Here is a 20,885-nt window from a genome sequence, read left to right on the forward strand (position 1 = left end):
ATCCGTGTTTCCAGATATATTCACGCCCCGACCGTCTGTTGCGCCGAGCAGCTGCTGCGGTGCTCTTAACCCAAAGGGGCAGCGATGAAATCCTCTCCGCCTGCACACACCGGCCTGCAACGCGGCAGGCTCCTTTTTCTTCTTCCCGCTCTGGCTCTGGCGGCTTTTATCGTCTGCCTCATCAGCTTTGTGTACATATCTCAGCGGCAGACTCTGGAGGCCAGACAACTGCGCATAATGGCGCAGGCCGAGCGGCAGGCGTCGGCCATCAGCCATCTGATAGGGGAAATCAAGCTTGATGCCGCCCTTCTGTTCCGGCAACAGGACTTCATAGATTTTTCGGACAGTACCCCAAAAAGCGTACAGCCCGGGCAGACTCACCCCGCCGGACGGGAGGCAGTCCGGCGCCTGCTGACCGATTTTATCGCTTCCAAAGCCCTGTCAGGGGAGCGCCTTTACAACCGCATTGTTCTTTTTTCCTCTACCGGGCGGATGCTTATGGACACATCTGCAAACAAAGAGCCGGTACATCTGCCTGCGGGCATAGCACGCGCACTGGCAAGCGATGTGGATTACCCTCTCGTTTTTTCTCTTACCCCTGAAATCAAAGAACTTACATTCGCTGTGCCTCTGGTTACAGACAGCACACGGGCCGGATACGCCGTGGTGTTCTGCAACACACGGGCCGTCACGTCCTTCCTTGAATCACTATGGGACCTGAACGATGCCTACATACTGTTATTACAGGGACAAAGCGGCATAGCCCTGCACCGTGCAGAGCAGATATCACCGGAATGGATACGACAGGCTTCACGGCTGGAACCGGGCCTGCTGTACACGCTGTCTTCCGAGGGCGAACCGGAAATGCTGCAGCACGGCGCCGCCACCAGCAGAGAAACCGGTATACGCCATCATGTTGACAACTCGCCTTTTGATCTGCTGCTGGTCTTCAGCGGTCCGAGCATAGGCGGTGCTGTGTCGCCCAACGTCACGCTGGTTGCCGTTGCCCTGCTGGCCGCCATCATCGCGGTTTCATTTTATCATGTTTTCAGGTCGACCATGCGGGCACGTGAACACAAAGCCCGTGCGGAGGCAGCCGCCGCAAGCGAAAAACGCATACTTCAGCAGAATGCCTTGCTGAACGCTGAAATCGAAGAAAGGATCAAGGCAGAGCATGCTCTGCGGGAAGCCAAGGAGCTTGCGGAAGAAGCGGATAAGGCCAAGGGCGAATTTCTGGCCAATATCAGTCATGAGTTCCGCACCCCCATGAATGCCATCATCGGCATGTCCGAAGTCATACTGAAAACAGAACTATCTGCCCCGCAACGCAACCACTTGACAGTACTGAATAAAGCAGCTCATTCTCTGCTTGATCTCCTTAACACCATTCTTGATTTTTCACGCTATGAATCCGGCAAGGCAACACTGGCGCTGAGTCCTTTTATGCTGCATGCCCCTTTTACACAGGTACATGAGATGTTTTTAAGCGCAGCGGCAGCCAAAGGTCTGCCCCTGCAGCTGGAACTGGCACCGGACATGCCCCGTGCAGTGGAGGGTGATGAAGGCAAAGTACGCCAGATACTTGTCAATCTGGTCAGCAATGCGCTCAAATTCACTGATACGGGCAACATCACAATTACCTGCAAGGCATTTCCTGCTCCATCAGGTCACGCAGACATATGCTTTTCCGTTTCCGATACAGGCATCGGCATTGAAAAAGAAAAACACAGCGCTATTTTCGACAGCTTTACGCAGGCTGACGGGTCTTATACCAGAACATACGGGGGGACAGGGCTGGGCCTTTCCATCTGCAAACTGCTTGCAGACATGATGGGCGGAAGCATAACCGTGCGGAGCGCCCCCCGGCAGGGAAGCACCTTCACCGTCTGTCTGCCGCTGAAGGCAGTGCCGGAAGAACGGGTCTTTCCTGCGGCTGAAAATCCGGCGGTCCGCCCGTCCAAGGCCGCCAGCCCTCTTTCTGTTCTGGTGGCGGAAGATAACGAGTTCAACAGAGAGGTCATCCGCGAGATACTGGGACTCAGCGGACACAGCAGCACGCTGGTGCAGAACGGTGAGCAGGCGTTGCAGGCCTTGAGCACGCAAGATTTCGATGTGGTTCTGCTGGACATCCAGATGCCGGTCATGGACGGTGTGCAGACCGCACAAAAAATCAGATCAGGGGCGTGCGGCAACCGTAACGCCGATATTCCCATTATCGCCCTGACGGCCCACAGTATGGAAGGTGACAAAAAAAGGTTTCTCCAGGCCGGTATGACGGAATATCTGGCAAAGCCTGTCACCCCCGACCATCTGAATCATGTGCTTGGCAAATACGCCCCCCTGCCGGCAGCAGCATCAACCGGCCAGTCTTCCGCCGCACATGGATTCCAGCCCGCCGCCGGCAAAGGAAGTACGGCACAGGCGGATGCAGAGATTCCGCCGCCTGACCTGTCTCTTGCGCTCTCCATGCTGAACGGCAAACAGAAAGTACTTACCGTGATGCTGGGAACTTTTGTCAGAACCATGCCGGACAGGATAGCCGCGCTGCACGACGCTTTGCAAAAAAAAGACATACAGGCGCTGGCCGAACAGGGACATGCCCTGAAATCAACGCTGCACAGCATAGGCTCACTACCGGGGCGCAGCGTAGCGGAACAGCTTGAAAATGCCGGACGTTCAGGCAATACTGAAGCGGCAGTCACTCTGGCCCCCAGACTTATTCATGTACTGGAATTTATGACAGAGCATCTGAGACGGCAAATTGACAGTTCGCAGTCCCATCATCAGCCTTCTTCCGGAGGACGGTGACAACACCCTGCAGAACTGTATTTTCTGATTTCAGGCACGCTTTGTGCCTTTATGAAATGCAAGCCTGAGACTCAGGAATGCCGTATCAGCCAGAGAATCAACAGACCAGAACCCGTCAGTAAAACAGGATTCACGGCGATGCGGAATTCGGAGTTCCCGGGCTTTTTCTTTTCCGCCTGCGCCGCACAAGGAGAACAGCATGCCCCTTCGTGATCCGGTAAGCGGTCTTACCCATTGCATCGGTGCCGTTCTGGCACTCATCGGAACCATAATCCTTATTGTGCGTGTGGCTTCGCCGGAACTGACGCGGCACATAATTTCCTTTTCCGTTTTCGGCGTCGCCATGGTGCTGCTGTACACAGCCAGCACTCTTTACCACTGGCTGCCACTCCGGCAGGCGGGAATCAGGCTCCTTCGCCGCATCGATCACTCCATGATTTTTATTTACATCGCGGCAACATATACACCGATATGCCTTATTCCCCTGCAGGGGGCGTGGGGCTGGTCGCTGCTGGCCTGCGCATGGGGGTTTGCGCTTCTGGGAGTGTTTGTCAAAATCTACTGGCTGCATGCCCCTCGCTGGCTTTCAACGGCACTCTATCTGGGTATGGGCTGGATGGCGCTGGCCGCAGTATACCCGCTGGTCACCTCATTAAAATGGGGGGCACTGGCATACCTTTTGGCAGGCGGACTTCTGTACAGTGCCGGAGCCCTCATCTATGCATGCAAGCGGCCGAACTTTTTTAAAAATTTCGGCTTTCATGAGTTGTTTCATATTTTTGTGATGGGCGGCAGTTTCTGCCATTTCATGGTCATGTACCGCTATATAAGCGTACTCCGCTAGCATACAGCAACCTGCCAGCCTCCCTTGATAATTTTTCAGCCGTACTTGAATTATCATTACCGCTGACAGTATATTGCCAGCGTCAACAGTTCTTTCACGCCGTCAGGCAGAACGTAAGGAAAATGACATGACTACTGCCGCCAAAGCCGGCCAGTTGCCTGCTCACGACGAGCTTATAAACATAGCACGGCTTGTAAGCGACTTTTACACCGTCAGCCCGGACCGCCAAAACCCTGACGAACGCGTGATGTTCGGCACTTCGGGACACCGCGGCACTTCAGGCACCGCCAGCTTCAACGAAGCGCACATTCTTGCCGTGACACAGGCGGTATGCGACTTCCGGCGCGATAACGGTTTTTCCGGCCCTCTTTTTATGGGCATGGATACGCACGCCCTGTCCGAACCGGCGCGTTGCGCTGCACTGGAAGTTCTTGCCGCCAACGGGGTGACCACTTTCATCGAACCGGAATCCGGCTATACCCCCACCCCCGTAATATCGCATGCAATCCTGACCCATAACGCCGGCAGAACAAGCGGTTTCGCCGACGGCATCGTCATAACGCCGTCGCATAACCCGCCGCAGGACGGGGGGTTCAAATACAATCCCCCGCATGGCGGCCCTGCCGAAACCGGCGTCACAAATGACATAGAAAAAAGAGCCAACCTGCTGCTCGCTTCGGACAACAAAGCAGTCCGGCGGATACCGCTTACAAAGGCTCTTGCGTCGGAGTACACAGTCCTTCACGATTTTGCGGCGCACTACATCAACGACCTTGGCTCTGTCATCAATATGCAGGCCATTGCCCGTTCAGGCCTCCGGCTGGCAGCCGACCCGCTGGGCGGAGCGTCTGTAACCTACTGGGACCGCATAGCAGAAACATACGGACTGAATATTGATGTGCCCAACCGTCAGGTGGACCAGACGTTCCGGTTCATGCCGTATGACAGGGACGGCGTCATCCGTATGGATTGCTCTTCACCGTGGGCCATGGGCGGCCTGCTGGAACTGAAAGACAGCTATGACCTTGCTTTCGGCAACGACCCCGATGCCGACAGACACGGCATTGTCACTCCTGCCGGACTGATGAATCCCAATCACTATCTTGCTGCGGCCATTGCCTATCTGTTCCGGCACAGACCCGCATGGAAGGCAACAGCCGGCATCGGCAAAACACTGGTGAGCAGCAGCATGATAGACAGAGTCGCCGCCGACATGGGCAGGACGGTCATTGAAGTGCCTGTGGGCTTCAAATGGTTTGTACCGATGCTGCTTGACGGCACTGCGGGTTTTGCCGGAGAGGAAAGCGCCGGGGCATCATTGCTGCGGCAGGACGGAACAGTGTGGACAACCGACAAGGACGGTATTGCCCTGAACCTGCTGGCGGCGGAAATCACCGCGGTGACCGGCAATACGCCTGACAGACTTTACAAAGAGCTTACCGGACGCTTCGGCACGCCGGTGTACAGACGTCTGCAGGCGCACGCCGACGGACGGCAGAAAGAAGTGCTGAAAGCCCTGAACCCTGAAACGGTAACGATAACAGAGCTTGGCGGCGATCCTGTGGAAAAGGTTATAACACACGCACCGGGCAACGGGGCGGCCCTAGGCGGCCTGAAGGTAGTCTCCGCAGGGGGCTGGTTTGCCGCCCGCCCTTCGGGAACTGAAGATATCTATAAAATCTATGTAGAAAGCTTCAGAGGAGAAGAGCATCTGGAACAACTGGCCGGAGAAGCACAGGCAATTGTCAGTAACGCATTTGCCGCTGCGGGTATAAAAAACTAATACAATAGCACGTTGACGCATACAGGCACAAGAGGCTACCTTGCCGGAGCGGCATTTTCAAAAAGACACGTTGCGGAACAGGCGCACCCCGCAGCTGCCACTAGCGGCTGCGCCGACAGACAAAAGTTCCGGCCTACAGGGAGAGTACCTATGAAGTTTCTTATCGTCGATGACGATTTTGATAGCAGGCGCCTTGTCCAGAAAATTCTGCACCCTTTCGGGTATGTGGACGTGGCAACAGACGGAGAGGAAGGCGTTGAGGCTTTCAGAACGGCCCTCAAAGACGGTGAACCCTACAGCCTCATCACGCTTGATATCCTGATGCCCAACATCGACGGCCAGCAGGCTTTGCGTGAAATCCGCGAAATTGAAAAAGAAATGGGTGTTTCTGCAGAAAACGCTGTCAAAGTGATCATGATATCCGGCCTGGATGACTCCAAGGAACTGCACGACGCTTTTTTTCTGGGAGAAGCCACAAGCTACATTGTCAAACCCATAAGACGCCAGCTGCTGCTGGACGAAATAACGTCACTCGGCATTGAACTGGATCAGGCTGTGGCCTGACCGGCTGCCCGCCGTTTTCTCTTCTGCTCTTTCCGGCCATGCGCATAAGCGCCATGGCCGTTTTCATTTTATTTGCCTTGCCCCGCACGCGTTGTGGATGTAAAAAGCGAACCAACCACACCAACTTTTTCAGGAGAAGAATCATGAATATTCCCGCAGAACTGAAGTTCTCGAAAAGTCATGAATGGGTCCGCCTTGAAGGCGATGAGGCAGTTATCGGCATAACCGAGTTTGCTCAGGAACAGCTGGGCGATCTTACTTTCATTGAACTGCCCGCCGCAGGCGATACCCTGACAGCAGGCGAAGAAATGGGGTCCGTCGAGTCTGTCAAAGCCGCAAGTGAACTGTACGCACCTGTCTCCGGCGAAGTGACAGAGGTGAACCTGCACCTTGAAGATGCTCCCGAAGCCGTAAACGAATCGCCCTACGACAAAGGCTGGATGCTGAAGGTCAAAGTGTCTGCCGTGGCTGACAGTCTGCTTTCCGCAGAAGAATACGCAGCCCTCATCGAAAGCGAAGCGCACTAGGCCGCAAGGAGAACTTTCATGCCCTACACTCCGCACACTCCCGAAGAAATCCGCCAGATGCTGGATGTCATCGGGGTGAAAAGCATTGATGACCTGTTTGCAGAAATACCGCCCGAAATGCAGCCGCGCAGCTTTGATATTCCGGAAGGTATGAGCGAGATGGAAGTCTGCGCCCGCATCCAGCGCATGGCCGCAAAAAACCGTATAGATCTTGTCAGCTATCTGGGAGCTGGGTTCTACGATCATCACATTCCCAAAGCTGTGGACAACCTTGTTTCGCGGGGTGAGTTTTATACGGCGTACACGCCCTACCAGCCCGAAGCATCACAGGGAACCCTGCAGGCCATTTTTGAATACCAGACCGCCGTCTGCCGCCTGATGGAAATGGAAGTGGCGAACGCCTCGGTATATGACGGCGGTTCGGCCATTTTCGAGGCCATGATGATGGCCGCCAGAGCAACCAGACGCAGCAAGCTTGTCATTGATGAAGCCCTGAGCCCCATCTACCGCACCATGCTTGCCTCGTACACGTCCAACCTGAATATGGAACTGGTGACCGTTGCGCACAACGAAGGCCGGTCGGACAAACAGGCGCTGATGGATGCCGTAGACGATAAATGCGCTGCTGTGGTGGTACAGAACCCCAACTTCTTCGGGGCGGTGGATGATTTTACCGAACTGTTCACCCACGCCCGTTCCTGCAACGCTCTGGGAGTGATTTCCGTTTATCCGGTCATGCAGTCTGTGCTCAAAACCCCCGGTGAGATGGGCGCGGATATCGCCGTTGCAGACGGACAGTCGCTGGGGATGCCCCTGAGCTTCGGCGGCCCCTATCTGGGCATAATGACCTGCACCAAAAAACTGGCGCGGCAGATTCCGGGCAGAATAGCCGGACGAACAAAAGATGTGGACGGCAAAACCGGATATGTACTGACGCTGCAGGCACGTGAACAGCATATCCGCAGGGCCAAGGCCACTTCGAACATATGCTCCAATCAGGCGCTGTGCGCGCTGAGAGCTATCATCCACATGTGCCTGACAGGCCCTGAGGGCCTGGTCCGCACCGCAGAGCTGAGCATGGAGCGCGCTCATTATGCCGCAGACAGACTCACGGCCCTGCCGGGCGTTTCACTGCTGCACGATGCCCCGTTCTGCAACGAATTCGCTTTGCGGCTGCCGGTCAGCGCCTATGATGTTGTGGACCGGCTGGTAAACCATGGTGTCGTCCCCGGTTTCCCGCTGGGCGGATACTACGCCGGCATGGATGACGTGCTGCTTGTGGCATGCACTGAAAAGCATTCATTTGAACAGATCGGCATAATGGCTGAACTGGTGGGAGGCATGCTCTAATGAAGACCGTATTTTCACAGTCTGTACCGGGCCGCATGGCCTGCGTTCCCCCCGAAGCAGAAGAGCACGCAGCCGACTTCATCCCGAAGAACCTGCTGCGTACCCGACGTCCCGCTCTGCCTGAGCTGAGCGAACTTGATGTGGTACGCCACTTCACCCGCCTCAGCCGTCTTAATTACAGCGTGGACAGCAATTTCTATCCTCTCGGGTCGTGCACCATGAAGTACAACCCGAAATTCACCGAACCGCTGGCCGCTTTGCCCGGCTTTACCGAACTGCATCCTCTGATGGCACAGATTAAAAGTGCAGGCCTGTACACGCAGGGAGCTCTTGAAGTCATGTACGAAACAGAGCGCCTGCTGTGCGAAATCAACGGGATGCATGCATTCACCCTGCATCCCATGGCCGGTGCTCATGGTGAACTGACCGGCGTAATGCTTATCGCGGCCTATCACCGTGATAAGGGGAACAAAAAAACAAAGATCATCTGCCCTGATTCGGCCCACGGCACCAACCCTGCTTCCGCTGCGCTGGGCGGCTACGAAGTGGTCAACGTGGAATCAAAAGACGGCATAGTCGACCCGGAAGCCCTGGAGGCCGTGCTGGACAACGACGTGGCCGCCGTGATGATGACCTGCCCCAACACGCTTGGACTGTTCGAAAAACACCTGCCGAGAATTGTGGAAAAACTGCGCTCGGTTGATGCTCTGCTGTATTATGACGGCGCCAACCTGAACGCGATCATGGGTAAAATGCGCGTAGGTGATGTCGGATTTGATGTCGTGCACCTGAACCTGCACAAAACATTCGGCACCCCGCACGGTGGCGGCGGCCCCGGCAGCGGTCCCGTTGGCGTCAGCGAGCGGCTGGAACCCTATCTGCCGGTTTCCCGCGTTGACAGACTTCGCGACGGACGCCTGTTCCTCAACTACGATTACCCCAAATCCATAGGGTACATGGCTCCCTTTTACGGTAACTTCGGTGTGTACATCAAAGCGCTGGCCTACATCATGCGTCTGGGCAGAGAAGGAATACCCAAAGCCGCTGAACTGGCTGTGCTGAACGCCAACTACCTGCGCAAAAAGCTGGAACAGTATATAACCATACCCTATAACCGCATATGCATGCATGAATTCGTGGCTTCCGCCTGTGACAAGGCTGAATGCGGTGTGCGTGCGCTGGATATAGCCAAAGGTCTGCTGGATAAAGGCTATCATGCTCCGACAATTTACTTCCCGCTGATTGTCAAAGAATGCCTGATGTTTGAACCCACAGAGACTGAAAGCAAGGAAACGCTTGATACGTTTGTGGATGATCTTGCAGCCATACTGAAAGAAGGTGAGCAGAATCCCGAAGCTCTGCATCAGGCTCCGCTCACCACGCCCGTCCGCCGGCTTGATGAAACACTGGCCGCGCGCAGCATGGTGCTGACAGATGACGCATGAACAATATGATCTGGTCATTATAGGGGCCGGTCCCGGCGGAAGCCGGGCGGCCCTTGACGCGGCAGCGGCGGGTATGCGCACGGCACTGGTGGAAAAAGCTGACGCCGGAGGAACATGCCTAAACTGGGGATGCATCCCCACAAAGTTTCTCCTCGGAGGAACAGCCGCCGTCCCGCTGCTGCAGATTCAGAAAAAATACAAGGCCGCCGGTGGCGATGTACACCTGTCGCTGGCGGCGCTGCATCAACGTAAAGACCGTTTTATCAAGGGAACACGCCAGAATCTGGTGAAGCAGCTGACGCAGGCCGGAGTAAACTTCATTACCGGCGCGGCAAGCTTTGCCGGACCGCGCACTGTGGTCGTGGAAAAAGAAGACGGTTCCTCTCTGCTTGAATTTGAAAACCTCATTCTTGCAGCCGGCTCTGAACCGGCCTCTTTTCCCGGTCTGATTCCGGACGGAAACTGCGTGCTGCATTCTTCGCACATACTGCAGCTCGAAACACCGCCGCAAAGTCTTATTATTGTAGGCGGCGGAGCCATTGGCCTTGAAATGGGCGACCTTTTCGCGCGGTTCGGCACACAGATAACCATTGTCGAAGCACTGCCGCACCTTGTGCCGGCAGAAGACGGCGATATAGCAGACGCTCTTACCAAAGCGCTGAAGCGCGAAGGATGGACCGTACATACCGGTCGCCGTGTACGTTCGCTGGTCACTGACGAGGAAGGCGCGTTGCTCACTTTTGAGGACGGCACAGCCATCCGCGCGGATAAAGCTCTGATGGCAGCCGGAAGAAGCCCCGCCACTGCCGCTCTGCACCCTGAAAAAGCAGGCATAATGACAGACGGCAGAGGCTGGATAAGTACTGATAATTTTCTGCAGGCAGCAGAAAATATATACGCCGTCGGCGACGTGAACGGGCGCACCCTGCTGGCCCATGCAGCGGAACATCAGGCACGGTACGTTGTTTCACGGCTGCGTGGTCTGACCGCCGCGGAATACCCGGCTCCTGTCATGCCTTCGTGTGTCTACGGGCACATGGAGGTTATGCGCACCGGTGCCACCGCCAAGGAACTGACGGCACAGGGCATCTCCGTGTCGGTCTCACGCGCTCCGCTGGCTTCTAACGCCATAGCGCAGTCCTGCGGGGCCACTCAGGGGTTCGTAAAAGCTGTCTGGGCTGCCGGCAACGGCACTCCCGAACTGCGGGGAATCGCTGCCACGGGGCACGGAGTCTCGCATCTGGTTGGTTTGGCCACAGTCATGGTACAGCAGCGATGGCGCCGTGAAAATATTCACGACATAATCTATGCGCACCCTACACTGGACGAAGCTCTTGAAGCCGCACTGAGCGCTCCGCTTGAAAATGCGTGAACAGGAGGCAGCACAAAAAGTGCTGCCTCTTTTTTCTTTTAGTGTTGTCACAATAAAGTATTCGCGCTATGTTTTTCACCATCAGTATCGGCCGTAACTAATTTTTTCATTATTCCATCTGGAGGTATAGTTATGAAACTAACACTCAAACCTGTCTTCATGTTCCTGCTGGCCATGCTGATCATGGCTCCGGCATTTTCCCATGCAGCGGACATGGAGTACATCCCCAAAATTGCCAGCTTCGACTTTTTTGTCGATGATTCCGGCTCTATGATGATGACGCATCAGAAGCTGGATAAACCGAAAATCGAAGTGGCCAAAGACGTGCTCAGCAAGATCAACAATGCAATACCTGCGCTGAAATACAACGCAAGCATGCATATGTTTGCTCCTTACGAAGAAGTGGTGCCTTACGGTCCCTACTCCAAAAGCGGCTTTGAGCAGGGCATCATGAGCCTGAAGGCCGACAAGGAGATCTTTGCCCGCCGTACCCCCATGGGGGACGGTCTTAACATGCTGCGCCCCGCAGCGGACAATATGGCCCGCAATGCCGCTGTCATCATAGTCAGCGATGGCGAATCCAACTTCGGCAGCGACCCCGTTGCTCAGGCACAGGCTCTGTACGAAAGCGCCCCCGGTCTCTGCCTGCATGTGGTTTCCGTTGCCGAAACTGAAGCAGGCAAAGCCGTGCTTGACCGTATTGCCGCGCTGAAAGGCTGCTCCGTAACTGCCGATGCAGCAACCCTGCTGGCTGATGAGCAGGCACTGAACGGCTTTGTCAAAGACGTCTTCTACGACACCCGTGAAGTGAAAAAGGCACCTGCCCCCGCTCCGGTTGTCACCCCCGAAACTGAAGAAGTCATCGTTCTGCGCAGTGTCCAGTTTGCTTTTGACTCTGCAGAAATCAGCAATGAGGCCGAAGATGTGCTGACCGAAGCCGCAACGCTGATCGAAGAACATGCCGGCAAGCAGGTTACTCTTGCAGGTCACACCGACAGCACCGGCCCCGAAGCGTACAACCAGAAGCTCTCTCAGCGCCGAGCTGAATCGGTTAAGGCATTTCTTGCCAAAGAGGGAGTTGACGCCAATCGCATCAAGGCCGTAGGATTCGGCGAAAGCGAACCCAAGTTCGACAACAATACCGCCGAAGGAAGAAAGCTGAACAGAAGGGTTGAAATCACCTTCAAGTAAGGCTTGTAATCGCTAATAAAAACAGCCCGGCGGAATCCCGCCGGGCTGTTTTGCATCAACACGTTTGCCGGAGACGACAGCAACATGAAACTGTTCATGGCCCTTACACTAAGTATCACCTTGCTTGCCGCCACCGCTTTTGCAGGTCAGGACCCTTCATCTGCGGTAAATCTGCCGCCGGAAAATCCGGCAGTAGCCGCTAAACTGGCCGCCTTTGCCAGCAGTAAAATGCAGGCAATCTGCGCCAACATAAAACCTTCTCCCGATGCCAAGGAACTGGTGCAGGAAAATGGTGAATATGTGGCCAGATACCTGCTGGTTAACACCGACAACATGACCACAAAGGTCAAACGCTCGGCTTCATCCGGAAAATACGTGGGAATCATCCGCTATCACGAGCTCGTATTTGAAGCCCGCGGCAAAACTCCCTCAGAGGCTCTCGGTGGAAAATTCGACATGGTTAAAATGCGTCGGATAACAGAGATAGTGCGCTACAGCAAAGGCACATGGCTCTAACCCCTCCTGCCGAGAAAAAAGGGACCGGAATTCCGGTCCCTTTTTCAATTGTCTTTCCCGCCTGAAATCATTCATCATATTCAAAGCAGTCTTCAGGGCAAAAGGCGATCAGTTCTGCCACCACAGCGTCAGGTGCCACATCGGAAAGCAGCATGGGACGCTCGTCTCCCTCCACCCATGCCACATGATCCGGTGCAAGCTCAACACAGGCCCTGCACCCGCTGCAACCTGCGGTTATAAGAGAAAAATCTTTATCTGTATCGTGTCGTTCACTGCCCATGAGAACCTCCCTTATGGCCTGTAGAGTGTGCCATACCTATACTCAGATAAGAGCAGCAGCAGAACCTGACAAGAGGTACACCCGTCAGCTCAGGAACAGACTGACTTCATGCCGCAGGCAACGTGCCTCCGTTTCAAGATTTTCCCAGGCTTTCTGCAGCAGGCTTTCTGCAGCGCCCTGCGTCATGGCAGCCTGTTCAAGACTGGCTGCGCAGTGCTGCAACCCTGTGGCATAAATGGTTCCGGCAACTCCCTTCAGTGCATGGGCAGAGCGGTACAATTCGGTACGGCTGTCCCGGGAATACATGGTACTCATACGAAGCAGACGCTCGTCGAAGTCACTCATAAATATGGTCAGAATTTTCCTGACCGTATCTTCATTGCCGAATTTATTGCGCAGACGCGGGTAATCGATACAGCTCATAAAAAAGATAACCGTTTTGCTAAAAAACTATCGCACGGCAGAGGCACGGACAGCAATCATGGCACACCAAGCCCCGTGTCAAAAAAATACACATCCGGACAAGACATGGGCCGCCGGGCAGCCCATGACGGAATCTGAATCAGCTGCGCCGTGTCAGACCGAACTTCTTAAGCTTATATTGCAGTGTCCTGCGGCTTATACCTAGCGCATCGGCTGTTTTTTCGCGATGTCCGTTATGCGCTTCCAGCGCCTTGAGCAATGTTTCGCGCTCGGCATCGTCAAAAGACGGCACAAGAGCTGTGGAAACCATGCGCTGCGGTAAGGGGTCTCTGCGTTCTTCGACCTGCAGCAACTGGGCGGGCAACGACTCGGGCCCCAGAATATCAGACCTGCTCAGAATAAGAGCACGTTCAAGCACGTTTTCCAGTTCACGCACATTACCCGGCCAGTGGTACGCCATAAGTGCATCCAGAAACTCCGGACTGACGCTGCGTACTTCCTTGCGGTTTTTGCGGCTCAGTTTATCTACAAGCCGGCTTACAAGCAGCGGAATATCATCAATGCGTTCACGCAGCGGCGGGGAAACCACCTCAAGCACGTTCAGGCGGAAAAACAGGTCTTCGCGGAAATCCCCCTGTTCGATAGCTTTACGCAGGTCGCGGTTTGTGGCTGCCACAATGCGCACATCCACATCAACGGGCCGGACGGAACCCAGCGGTTCGATAACCCGTTCCTGCAGCGCACGCAGCAGTTTTGCCTGCAGTTCAACGGGCATTTCACCTATTTCATCCAGAAAGAGAGTGCCACCGCGTGCCAGCTGAAAACGGCCGGGCTTATCCTTTACGGCACCGGTAAAAGCGCCTTTGACATAGCCGAACAATTCGCTTTCCAGCAGGTTGCCCGGCAACGCTGCGCAGTTGACTTTCACCAGTGTTTTTTCGCGGCGCAGGCTTGCATCGTGCAGAGCTTCGGCAATCAGTTCCTTGCCTGTTCCGGATTCACCCATAACAAGCACAGTAGCCTCGCTGGGACCGGCCTGTCTGATAAAATCCAGCACCCGCAGCATGGCGGGGCTTGAACCCACAATTTTCTGAACAGGGTCTCCCTGCCCCAGCTTCTGGCGCAGATTCTGATTTTCTGCCAGCAGCAACGAATACTCCCATGCCTTTTCGAGCACTGCTGCCAGCTCGTCATTGTCCGCGGGCTTGCTCAGGTAGTCAAAAGCTCCTTTTTTCATTGCTTCAACAGCAGATCCGACAGTGCCGTATGCTGTAAGCATCACCACCGGCAATTGCGGATTGATATCCAGAATACGGGCCAGCGTCTCTTTGCCGTCCATACCCGGCATGCGCATATCCAGCAGAACCACATGCACAGAATCGGTTCCGAGAAAAGATAGCCCGTCTTCTCCGCTTGCGGCTTCAAAAACCTGCCATCCGTTGTCTTCCATAACCGCACGGACCATCAGGCGGTGGCCGGGTTCGTCGTCAATAACCAGCAATCGCTTGATCATGAATCCCTCTCAGCGTCAGCTTCATTGGTATCGTCAGCAACCTCATCGTCATGGTCGGGAAAAAACAACCCCACAGTGGTTCCGTGACCCGGAGCAGTATCGATTATCGCCTTGCCGCCATGGTCGCGCATGGTCTTGTGCACAAGGGCAAGCCCGAGCCCTGTTCCTTTTTTCTTGGTGGTGTAAAAAGGCTCAAACGCCTGTTCGGCCTGTTCTTTAGTCATTCCGTTGGCCGTGTCGCGCACAAAAAGCCAGACACCGTCTTTTGCCAGCCCCGATGCCACATCCACCTGTCGGGCACCACCGTCAGTTTCCTTCAGCGCGTCCAGGCTGTTCAGTACCAGATTGAGTACCGCCTGCTTCAGGGTATCCTCATCTGCCCAGACCTCTTCAGGCCCTAGGCTGACAACCATATTGACCTTGCGTTCGTCCAGATCAAAGCGGACCAGATCTTCCACCTCGGAAACAAGTGCACGCAGCCGGACAAGCCGCGGGGTAACGCGTCGCGGACGCGCAAGATACAGAAGATCGGTGATGACCCTGTTCAGACGGTCAGCCTCGCGCACCATGGTCTGCGCGTAAACTTCTTCCGGATGTCTGTCCTTGAATTTTTTGGCAAAATACTGGGCAAACCCGCGCAGCGCGCTCAGCGGGTTGCGTATTTCATGTGCCACACCGGCAGCCAGCGTTCCCACTGCAGCCAGTTTTTCAGCATCGCTCAGGCTTTTTTCCAATGTACGTATCTGGGTTCTGTCACGGATAATCACAAGGCGCGAAGCATCGTCTGTTTCGCTGCTGCCGGGCATCCGTACACTCAGAATTTCAAGATGCGCTCCGCGGACACTGTCCTGACGCCACCCTGCCGTTTCCGTTTCCGGAGCCGCAAGGCAGCGCAGAATATCGTCGGGCAGATCATCCAGCAGTTTGCCTGCCAGTCCCTCTCCGCGCGCCTGCAATATGCCGTTTGCCGCCGGATTAGCCGCCAGAATGGTGCCGTTTTCACCAATGGTGACAAGCCCGTCGGGCAGATTATCCAGCAGCTTTACCTGAAAACGCTCGAGCTGACGTGCTTTGCCTGCCATTTCTCTACGTTTGATAAGCCCCATGGCCAAAGCCCATATCAGTACAGCGGCTCCCAGAATGTAGGCAGCCTGAAAAAGAGCATTCTGCCGGAATTTCCGGTAGATGGCCTGATGCTTGGCCATATCCAGCCCCACCACGAGAAAAGCGGGTAGAGGCTCGCCGGTTTCCGCCCGCGGAATACTCATGCTGCCGGTGTTACCGGGAATAATCCTTTTGCCGTATACATAAGCGCTGGCCAGCCCGAAGCCGACTCTGCCATGCCACTCGCCGGTCTGTGCCAGAGTGCGCAACGCATCAGGAGGAAAAAGGATGGTTCCGGACTCTCCGCTGCTGCGCGATGTGAGCACGCGCCCGCCGTGCTTGTCGATAAGCCCGACAAACAGCACTTCTCCGCTCTGTTCCAGTTCACGGAAAAATTCTGCTGCTCCTGCGCCGAATGTTGCCCCGCCCTGCGCATCGGTCGTCATATTGCGCCGTAACGAACTGTCCACAGCCTGAAGCACAGAGCGCGACGCAAGAATGAGGTGCTGGGTTCCTGCCTCTTCCTGCTGCGAAAGCACCTGCCCGGTGGAAACAATAAGACTCAGTCCCACCGTTACCAAAGTAAGAACAGCGATGATGAGCGTGCTTCGTTCACGTTTATAATCAGCTACTTCCATTATGCCTTCCTGCAATACGTGTCGAAGCACAGCACATGAAAAACACGTGCCAAAACACCGCACATCATAATATACTGTTATTAAAAATTAAAAATGGCTCTCTGCACAGATGCACAAAACGTATGCGCAACATCTTGCACAAATATATGCACAACAAACCTGGGTGTGCAAATACATTTTGCACACCTGAATGCATCACCGGTCAGGTGCAGCTTTTTCCAGTAGTTTATCTGCGGCTTTCAGCGGTACGGAAATAACCCCGCGTATGATGTTGAAAACACCTCCGCCAATGTTACCGATGGTCCGCGGCAGAATTTCAAGATGCTTCACGCGCACATTGGGGTCATACATGGAGCCGGTTAACTTTACGGGAAAGCTTGGAATTCCGGCAAATGACACCACTGCGGTATAGTTAATCCTCTCACGGGGGAGGTTGACCTCTCCTTTACCTGCCATGGAAATCAGCTGGCCGGAAAGTGAGAAGTCATCATTGCGGAGCACTCCGTCGTCCAGCAGGCCGGTAGCAGATGCCCGAGAAAAGGAATACTGCGCAGGGGCGGCTCCCCCGTCTTCCTGCCGGCGCAGCCGGTATGCCCCGTCGCGGACATCAAATCCCCATCTTCCGTCGAGAGACGCCGGAATATCAGCGGAAGAGTCAATCATCCCTTCGGCATCAAAGGAAATATCTGCCACTCCGGTAACAAAAGAATCACCGGCAAAACGGGTAGTCAGTTTTCCGAAGTCCACTTTTTCGAACGAAAACGCAATCTTGGACTGCAGCGCACCGTTATCTTTTATATCCCCGCGGAACATTCCGCTAACCGTGCCGTCGTACAGTGTGGCCCGCAGAGGCTCCATGGCTACCCTGCCGCCTCCGGCGCTCAGCCCTGCCTGCACATCGGAGTACGTCATATTCCGGTATACAAGGTGGTCCAGTGCGACACTGCCCTGCAGCGTCACATCGCGCAGGAATGAAAAATCCAGCGGCTCATCCTTTTCCTCTCCGCCTTTATCCGGCAGATATCTGTCCAGATCAAAGCTGTCCGCCCGCACATCCACTTTGAAAACGTCTCTGCCAGCAGACACTGCCAGCGCACCGGAAAACACTGTCCGGTCGAGCACCCCTTTGTCCAAACGCAACTCGAGCTGTTCGGGGCGATACACGAAACTGCCGCCAACCGCGGCTCTGCTGAACACCCGCGGATCAGAAGGACGATAGGCATCCGGCCCCCACAGTGCGGCAACAAGGCGTGAAGGCGAAAGTCCATCTGCAGAAAACACCCCGGTCCACGGGCTGCTGCCATAGATATCGTCACATGCAACGTCAAAAAACAGCTTCTCACCCCACACTTCCGCGCGTCCCTTGCGGAATGTCAGGGTACCGGTTTCAAAATCAGCGCCAAGCATGCCGGACACAAACATTTCAAGGGGGCTGTCACCGCGGGGCAGACGGACCGTGTCTTTTTGCCGGACAGATACGCGGGCTCCGGCAATCTGGCGCGGAAGCAATGTATCCGGTTCCAGCAGCACGGGGCCGTCAAGCTCGAAAGCGGACGAAACGCCGGCACTTGCAACTCTGGTACCTTTCAGCCGCCATGCATAAGGCATAAGCCCCCGCTGTGCATCAGGGTCCGCGCTTTTACCTTGCATATTCAAGGTAAAATCAACCGACCGGAAGGCGGAAGGTTCCATTGCAAAACGGCCATCGGCCTCACGCCGGGTGCGTACGGCAAAAAAACCACTGGCAAGCGACACATCCAGCCTGCCGGACAGATCGGCCAGAAGCCCCTGAATGGTCGAGGCGTCCGCCGTCACATCCGCTTTGGCCGCAAGCACTCCCCCTGCGGCAGGAAAACCTGCCAGCAGCCTGGCCGGTGTGGCGATATCCACGCCGTTCACATCCAGCTTCAACCCGAAATCATCCCGGATATCAAGCACTGCATGCACTCTGCCATTGTAAAAAGAGTTCACGGTGTAAGAGGTGTAGGTGCCTTTTTCAGACGGCCAGCAGCGGAAAGAAAGTCCCTGCCCGCTGAAATTCCACACGCTGAAACTTTCCGCGGCAATACGGATATCGTAGCCCACAGATACCCCGCCGGCGTCATCAGGTCCGAAGACCAGCACCGGCGGCAGACTGACATCCGCCACCGGCAGCGTGGCGGGCGGGACCGGCGCAAGCTCGGGAAAAACAGCATTCACATCCAGATGTTCGGCTGCCACATCTATATAAATGACCGGAGCGGAAAAGTCGGAGACGGCCCCTTTGCCGCGCAGGACCATGCCCAGCACCTCGGCCCGCAGGTCGGAAACTTCCAGCCCCTCACGGTCGAGGCTGAACAGCAGTGAGCCTTTCAGGTCATCCAGCGCATGCTGCAGACTGTCCGGCAACTGCTGCCCGAACTCGAACCAGAACGGCAGGCTCAGATGCTCCACATCGGCTCGGCCGGACACCACGGGCGCTCCGGACAGTGCACCGGCAACGGATATGTCGCCGCTTACCACGGCGGCATCCAGTGCCGCTCTGGTTACAGAAACCGCAAACTCGCCGCTGGCATTGTCGTAGCTCACAGCCGCATCCAGCGCAGTATCAAGCCGCCTGCCCATGATGGTGACAACCCCTCTGGCAGCAACATCAGAAACAAATCCCGCAGGGGAGCCTCCGGAATCGAGCCCCAGTTCTCCCTTAAGGGCAATATGCTGCACGGCTGCAGCCTCCGTGAGCTCTACATCCGCCTCCAGAGTAAAAAACCGCCTGTCACCTCCGTCGAAAGCTGCGTCAAGGTTTGCGGCAGCCAGCGATACACCGCGCAGCCCGTCTGTAAAAAACAACTGCCCCTGTGCAATGTACACCCCGTCATACCGGGCATTTTCGAGCCGCAGAGGTATGGAGCCCCAGCCACCTGAAGAAACCTGCCGCTGCCTGCCCGCGCCCATGAAGGCGGAGATGACCTGCCAGTTTGAACGTCCGTCTGCCTGACGCACCAGCCGGATGACAGGACGGTCTATGGCGGCCTGCCCCAGCTCTATGACGCCTTCGCCTATGCGCGAAAGAGAAAAATCCAGACGTACGGTTGCCGCGGTGAGCAACGGGGCATCACCGGAAAAGCCCTGAGGCTGCTCCAGCACCACATCATGCACCGATATCCCCGGACGCGGAAAGACACCCACATCAACCGCACCGTTAATGCGGCAGACAACGCCCAGCTCACGCGAAACCATATCTTCCAGAGCTCTGCCCAGCGCTTCGCTGTCCACCAAAACACTGAGACCGGCAATGCAGAGGAACAGCACCGCAGCCAGTCCCCCCGCTATATAATATAAAGTACGCAACACGTTGAAAGCTCCGTCGGAAAACCCTGTATTCGTCAAAGCAAAAAGATAAGACATGCCAGAACAAAATGCCAACTCTTTCAAATTGACACCGCAGGCGGAATAAGGTCCCATCCTGCTTTCCGGTATCATCGCCAAGGCATTCAGTACCACTACCTACAAGGAGAAAGCCATGCGCATCACTGTGCTTGACGGATACACCCTGAATCCGGGAGACCTTTGCTGGGCAGAAATCGAAAAACTGGGAGAAGTTACTGTTCATGACAGAACGCATGGACAGGATATTGTGAAACGGGGCGGGCAGGCGCAGATACTTTTGACCAACAAAGTCCGTCTGACCGCCGAAACGCTGGCGATGCTGCCGCAGCTCCGGTTCATATCGGTTCTTGCCACCGGATATGACGTGGTGGACATAGCCGCAGCCGCAGCCAGAGGCATACCGGTATCAAATGCGCCGGGATACGGGGTGGAAGCCGTCGCCCAGCATACCATGGCACTGTTGCTTGAATTATGCAGAAAAACAGCGCGCCACGATACGCTTGTCAAGCAGGGAGCATGGTCTCAGGCCCCTGACTGGTGCTTCTGGGAAGGAACGCAGCAGCAGCTTACCGGAAAAACCATGGGGATTGTCGGGTTCGGCAATTCAGGACGTAGGGTTGCGGTACTGGCCGACGCTTTCGGCATGGATGTCATAGCCTATGCTCCGCGCCCCAAGGAAGCTCCGGCACTCAGAAATTTCAGATTTGCCCCGCTGGAAGAACTGACGGCACAGGCGGACGTCATCAGCCTGCACTGCCCGCTCACCGCCGACAACCGTCATCTGATAAACGCGCAGCGCATAGCGTCGATGAAAGACGGCGCGCTGCTGCTGAACACGGCACGGGGACCGCTGGTGGACGAAACGGCTCTGGCACAGGCACTGGTGTCGGGCAAACTGGGCGGAGCCGGTCTGGATGTGCTGGAGACGGAACCTCCGCTTCCGGACAATCCGCTTTTCCGTGCCCCCAATTGCCTTATCACCCCCCATATTGCATGGGCTACACAGACTGCCCGGCAGTCACTGATGAGCATAACAGCCCGCAACATCGAGATGTTCAAACACGGCACACCGCAAAATGTGGTCAACGCGCACATGCTGTGACCAGAAAGAAAGGCGGGGTGCCGCAGCACCCCGCCTTCTAGTGTCGTTACGGTTTG

The 20,885-nt window shown here is 55.6% G+C and carries 16 protein-coding genes; 11 read left to right on the top strand and 5 right to left on the bottom strand.

The features are described 5' to 3' along the window. Positions 1–84 precede the first annotated feature (84 nt). From ACZ5D1_RS09745 to ACZ5D1_RS09790, 10 genes are all read left to right on the top strand, one after another. The gene (locus tag ACZ5D1_RS09745; protein WP_464554760.1) at positions 85–2,808 is read left to right on the top strand and encodes an ATP-binding protein; all 2,724 of its coding nucleotides are present in this window, start codon (positions 85–87) and stop codon (positions 2,806–2,808) included. Between the two features lie 199 nt (positions 2,809–3,007). Beyond that, the gene (gene trhA / locus ACZ5D1_RS09750; RefSeq protein WP_011367639.1) at positions 3,008–3,652 is read left to right on the top strand and encodes a PAQR family membrane homeostasis protein TrhA; all 645 of its coding nucleotides are present in this window, start codon (positions 3,008–3,010) and stop codon (positions 3,650–3,652) included. 127 nt (positions 3,653–3,779) lie between these two features. Further along, positions 3,780–5,435 (top strand): phosphoglucomutase (alpha-D-glucose-1,6-bisphosphate-dependent), encoded by a 1,656-nt coding sequence (pgm, locus tag ACZ5D1_RS09755; RefSeq protein ID WP_464554761.1) that lies wholly within the window; start codon positions 3,780–3,782, stop codon positions 5,433–5,435. Between the two features lie 150 nt (positions 5,436–5,585). Next, positions 5,586–5,999 carry a response regulator gene (locus tag ACZ5D1_RS09760; protein ID WP_011367637.1) on the top strand — a complete coding sequence of 138 codons (414 nt, stop codon included), beginning with the start codon at positions 5,586–5,588 and terminating at the stop codon, positions 5,997–5,999. Between the two features lie 143 nt (positions 6,000–6,142). Further along, the gene (gene gcvH, locus ACZ5D1_RS09765) at positions 6,143–6,526 is read left to right on the top strand and encodes a glycine cleavage system protein GcvH (RefSeq protein ID WP_027181339.1); all 384 of its coding nucleotides are present in this window, start codon (positions 6,143–6,145) and stop codon (positions 6,524–6,526) included. An 18-nt stretch (positions 6,527–6,544) separates the two neighbouring features. Further along, on the top strand, positions 6,545–7,876 hold the full coding sequence (gene gcvPA, locus ACZ5D1_RS09770) for an aminomethyl-transferring glycine dehydrogenase subunit GcvPA (protein ID WP_011367635.1): 1,332 nt from the start codon (positions 6,545–6,547) through the stop codon (positions 7,874–7,876). Next, positions 7,876–9,321: an aminomethyl-transferring glycine dehydrogenase subunit GcvPB gene (gene gcvPB, locus ACZ5D1_RS09775; RefSeq protein WP_011367634.1), complete on the top strand. Its 1,446-nt coding sequence runs from the start codon at positions 7,876–7,878 to the stop codon at positions 9,319–9,321. The genes gcvPA and gcvPB overlap by 1 nt, the downstream gene beginning before the upstream one ends. Continuing rightward, positions 9,311–10,693 carry a dihydrolipoyl dehydrogenase family protein gene (locus tag ACZ5D1_RS09780; protein ID WP_011367633.1) on the top strand — a complete coding sequence of 461 codons (1,383 nt, stop codon included), beginning with the start codon at positions 9,311–9,313 and terminating at the stop codon, positions 10,691–10,693. Before gcvPB ends, ACZ5D1_RS09780 begins: the two co-directional genes overlap by 11 nt. A 132-nt stretch (positions 10,694–10,825) precedes the next feature. Further along, entirely contained in the window at positions 10,826–11,884 is a 1,059-nt protein-coding gene (locus ACZ5D1_RS09785) for an OmpA family protein (RefSeq protein WP_027181340.1), read from the top strand. An 84-nt stretch (positions 11,885–11,968) separates the two neighbouring features. After that, positions 11,969–12,400 carry a hypothetical protein gene (locus tag ACZ5D1_RS09790; protein WP_011367631.1) on the top strand — a complete coding sequence of 144 codons (432 nt, stop codon included), beginning with the start codon at positions 11,969–11,971 and terminating at the stop codon, positions 12,398–12,400. Between the two features lie 67 nt (positions 12,401–12,467). Here the strand turns inward: ACZ5D1_RS09790 and ACZ5D1_RS09795 are convergent, their stop codons facing one another. The 5 genes from ACZ5D1_RS09795 to ACZ5D1_RS09815 all read right to left on the bottom strand — a co-directional run bounded on the left by ACZ5D1_RS09795 (position 12,468) and on the right by ACZ5D1_RS09815 (position 19,691). Then, complete coding sequence (locus ACZ5D1_RS09795) at positions 12,468–12,680, bottom strand: hypothetical protein (RefSeq protein ID WP_011367630.1); 213 nt, start codon at positions 12,678–12,680, stop codon at positions 12,468–12,470. Positions 12,681–12,764: 84 nt separating this feature from the next. After that, a complete protein-coding gene (locus ACZ5D1_RS09800) occupies positions 12,765–13,103 on the bottom strand; it encodes an Hpt domain-containing protein (protein WP_011367629.1) in 339 nt (112 codons plus the stop codon). A gap of 139 nt (positions 13,104–13,242) precedes the next feature. Next, positions 13,243–14,616 carry a sigma-54-dependent transcriptional regulator gene (locus ACZ5D1_RS09805; protein ID WP_011367628.1) on the bottom strand — a complete coding sequence of 458 codons (1,374 nt, stop codon included), beginning with the start codon at positions 14,614–14,616 and terminating at the stop codon, positions 13,243–13,245. After that, positions 14,613–16,358 carry a two-component system sensor histidine kinase NtrB gene (locus ACZ5D1_RS09810; protein ID WP_464554762.1) on the bottom strand — a complete coding sequence of 582 codons (1,746 nt, stop codon included), beginning with the start codon at positions 16,356–16,358 and terminating at the stop codon, positions 14,613–14,615. The genes ACZ5D1_RS09805 and ACZ5D1_RS09810 overlap by 4 nt, the downstream gene beginning before the upstream one ends. 195 nt (positions 16,359–16,553) lie before the next feature. Continuing rightward, positions 16,554–19,691: an AsmA family protein gene (locus ACZ5D1_RS09815; protein ID WP_464554764.1), complete on the bottom strand. Its 3,138-nt coding sequence runs from the start codon at positions 19,689–19,691 to the stop codon at positions 16,554–16,556. 169 nt (positions 19,692–19,860) lie between these two features. On the opposite strand from ACZ5D1_RS09815, the gene ACZ5D1_RS09820 reads away from it, so the two are divergent. Continuing rightward, on the top strand, positions 19,861–20,829 hold the full coding sequence (locus tag ACZ5D1_RS09820) for a D-2-hydroxyacid dehydrogenase (RefSeq protein ID WP_464554765.1): 969 nt from the start codon (positions 19,861–19,863) through the stop codon (positions 20,827–20,829). Positions 20,830–20,885 lie beyond the last annotated feature (56 nt).

Source organism: Oleidesulfovibrio vietnamensis (assembly GCF_055388115.1).